The organism is Streptomyces sp. CBMA123 (assembly GCF_014596465.1).
In the GTDB taxonomy this organism is placed as follows: Bacteria; Actinomycetota; Actinomycetes; order Streptomycetales; family Streptomycetaceae; genus Kitasatospora.
In genome coordinates this window covers 1-3,540 of record NZ_MECK01000393.1, presented here as the reverse complement: position 1 = coordinate 3,540, position 3,540 = coordinate 1, and the positions used below count along the sequence as shown (strand labels likewise).

Sequence of the window (3,540 nt, the reverse complement as noted above, 5' to 3'; positions counted from 1 at the left end):
GCCGACCGCCAGCAGGGCGACGGCTGCGGCCGCGAGCGGGCCGGTGTTGGAGTTGGCGCCGGTCTCGGCCAGCGGGGGGCCGGAGACGGTGCTGGTGGCGCCGGCGACGCTGGTGGTGCCGGTGCCGGTGCCGGTGCCGTCGGTCGAGGTCGCCGAGCCGGCCGGGGCCGGCGTGGTGGTGGTGCCGCCGGTGGGCTGGCTGCTGGGGGTGTCGCCGCCGGCCGGTGCGCCGGTGGTCGGGTCCAGGATCAGGGTGGCCGACTGCGGGTTCTTGAAGTCGAACATGCCCTCGATGGAGGCGGCGTGCTCGTCGAAGGAGGAGTCGCCGATCGGGCCGGTCTTCCAGTTGTCCTCGACGAAGCGCAGGATCGAGGTCTGGTCGGTCTGGGTGTGGTCGACGAAGTTGGCCTTGGCGTACGGCGAGGCGACCAGCAGCGGCAGGCGCGGGCCGAAACCGCAGCGGTCGGCGTAGCCGCCCCAGCCGGCGTCATTGCCGCACTGGCCGGCGCCGCTCAGGCTGTCGTTGGCGGCGTCCTTGGAGCCGTTGACCGGCTCGGCGAACTTGTGGTCGTACCAGCCGTCCGAGTCGTCGTAGGCGATGACGACGGCGGTGGAGGCCCAGTCCTTGGACTTCTGGAGCTTGTTCATGGTGTCGACGACGAAGTGCTGCTCGTCCAGCGGGTCGGAGTAGCCGGCGTGGCCGTCCTGGTAGTTGGCGGCCTTGAGGTAGCTGACGGCCGGCAGGTTGCCGTGCTGGAGGGCGGCGTCGAAGTCGGTCAGGTCGTACTGGTGGTTGGCCTGGCCGGCGTGGCCGATCTCGTCCACCGAGGCGGGCGCGAGGTGCTTCGGGTTCGCCGTGGACTTGTAGTACTGGAAGGGCTCGTGGTGCGGGTTGTAGTCGGTCTGCGAGGCGCCCACGACGTTGTTGTGCGCGGCGTCGCAGGCGGCCTTGCCGTCCTTGGTGCCGGTCGGCTTGAAGCCGCCCTGGAACCAGCCCCAGCTGACGCCCTTGTCGTTGAGCAGGTCGCCGACGTTCTTGCCGGTCATGACCAGCTGGTTGTGCGCCGGGTTGGAGCACTCGTCGTAGCCCGGGTCGGGGTCGTTGATGACGGTGCCGACGCCCTTGGCGTCCGGGGAGGCGACCACGTAGGCGTCGGTGGTCTGCTTGCCGGTCTTCGGGTCGACCGGGTAGCCGCCGTGGGTGTTGCCCGAGACCAGGTTGATCGCGCCGGGGGTGGAGGGCCCGTAGTTGGTGCCGAAGGAGTTGTCGCTCATCGCGAAGCGCTGGGCGTAGTTCCAGTAGCCGGTGACGGTGTTGCCGTCGTAGTAGTCCATCACCAGGCCGGGCGCGGTGTACATCGGGGCCTTGCAGCTCTCGATGTCGGCGTGCTCGACGAACTTGTCCATCTTGCCGCCGTCGAAGGCGAGCTGCTCGTCCTTGTAGGTGTGGTCCTGGTCGCAGGTGACGGCCTGGGACGGCGTCAGCCGGACCGGGTTGTTCCGGTTCGGGTTCTTGTGCAGCAGGTCGTCGCTGAGGCCGTCCACCTTCGGGGTGTCGGGCTTGGCGGTGAACTTCACCTTGTCGTCGGCGGTGTTGGCCGCGTTCGGGTAGGTGCCGAAGTAGTGGTCGAAGGAGACGTTCTCCTGGAATATCACCACGAGGTGCTTGATCGGGGTGGCGGTCTGCGGGCCGTCGGCCGCGAAGGCCGCCGGCGCTGCGCCGAAGGCGGTCAGCGAGGCCGCGCCGATCAGGCCGGCGCCGTAGCGGAGCCACCTGTTGCGGTGGGGAAGTGCGTGCATGGTGGGTACCTCGGACGTCATCGTCATACGTGTCAGTTTTGGGGCCGTGACGCGCGTAGCACGAGCGGCGCGGCGGCTAGACGCTAGAGCGTAGCGGTGAACACGGTTGACGAGGGCATGTGAACACGCGGTTAATCGCCGAGGTACGGAACTCTTCGTCAGGGCTGCCACCGGGCAGACAAGTCCGATGAATGCCGCTCGAATCCGACGATTACGGGACGTCTTTCGGCGGTTTCCGGCCATGAATGTCGCTTCCGTCCCGGCGCGGGCCACCGCCGGGCCAAGCGCGAAACCGTGGCCGAAGTCACCGTCGGGCGGGGACCGGGGGACCGGGAGCGGGCCGGTCGGGGGTGCCCGCCCCCGGCCCCGGTCAGGCCCCGGCCGCTTCCGCTCCGATGCCCTGGAGCGCGGCCACCAGGGCATCGACGTCCTGCACGGTGTTGTACAGGGCCAGCGAGGCCCGCGCCGCGCTCTGCAACCCGTAGGCGGCGAGGGCGGGTTGGGCGCAGTGGTGGCCGGCCCGGATCGCGATGCCCTGCTGGTCGAGCGCCCTGGCGAGGGCGATCGGGTCCGTCCCGGCGAGCAGGAAGGTGAGCACCCCGATCTTGCCGGGCGCCTCGCCGATCAGCCGCAGGCCGGGCACCGTGCGCAGCGCCGCGGTGGCGTACGCGGTGAGCTGCTCCTCGTGCGCGGTGGCGGCCTCGCGGTCCAGCCCGGACAGGTAGCGCAGCGCGGCCCGCAGGCCGGCCACCCCGCCGATGTGGCCGGTGCCGGCCTCCAGACGGTGCGGGACGGGCGCGTAGCTGGTCTCCTCGAAGCTCACCGAGTCGATCATGTTGCCGCCGCCCTGGTACGGGGGCATGGCCTCCAGCAGCTCCCGCTTGCCGTACAGCGCGCCGATCCCGGTCGGGGCGAAGACCTTGTGCCCCGAGAAGGCGTAGAAGTCGGCGTCCAGGGCGGTGACGTCCACCGGGAAGTGGGCCACCGCCTGGGCGCCGTCGACCAGCACCTTGGCGCCGTAGCGGTGGGCGAGCGCCGTCATCTCGGCCACCGGCGGGACGGTCCCCAGCACGTTGGAGGCATGGGTGAGCGCCACCAGCCTGGTCCGGTTGCCCAGCAGGTCCCGGTAGGCGTCCTGGTCCACCTGCCCGTCGGGCAGCAGCGGGATCGGGACGACCCGGGCCCGGCGCTCCTTGGCGATCAGCTGCCAGGGCACCAGGTTGGAGTGGTGCTCGGCGGCGGAGACCAGGATCTCGTCGCCGACGCCCAGGTTGGCCCGGCCCCAGGTCTGGGCGACCAGGTTGACGGCCTCGGTGGTGCCCCGGACGAAGACGATCTCGTCCGGGGTGGGTGCGCCGAGCAGCTTGGCGGCCTCGGCGCGGCCCTCCTCGTAGATCCGGGTGGCCTGTTGGGCGAGGGTGTGGGCGCCGCGGTGGACGTTGGAGGTACCCGTCGCGTAGTGCTCGCCGACGGCCTCGACCACCTGGCGGGGCTTGAGCGTGGTGGCGCCGTTGTCCAGCCAGACCAGCGGACGGCCGTTGACCTCGCGGTGCAGCTGGGGGAAGTCCCGGCGGACGGCCTCGACGTCGAAGCCGGCGGCGGGTGCGGTGGGCGGTGACGTCCGGTCGGCCTGGGTGGGCAGCCAGTACCGGGGGCCGCCGGCGGCGTGGGCGAGGGCCTCGGGGAGCGGGAACGGGGGCGCGGCCGTCGGGGTGCCGGGGGCCGTCGGGGCCGGGCCGG

Annotated in this window: 2 protein-coding genes; both read right to left on the bottom strand. The window is 71.5% G+C overall.

The features are described from left to right. A partial coding sequence (locus BG452_RS31600) for a phospholipase C (RefSeq protein WP_188307784.1) occupies positions 1-1,800 on the bottom strand: 1,800 nt, incomplete at its 3' end. Positions 1,801-2,170: 370 nt separating this feature from the next. Next, the coding region (locus tag BG452_RS31595) for a SufS family cysteine desulfurase (protein ID WP_223243007.1) at positions 2,171-3,540 on the bottom strand (1,370 nt) is incomplete at its 5' end.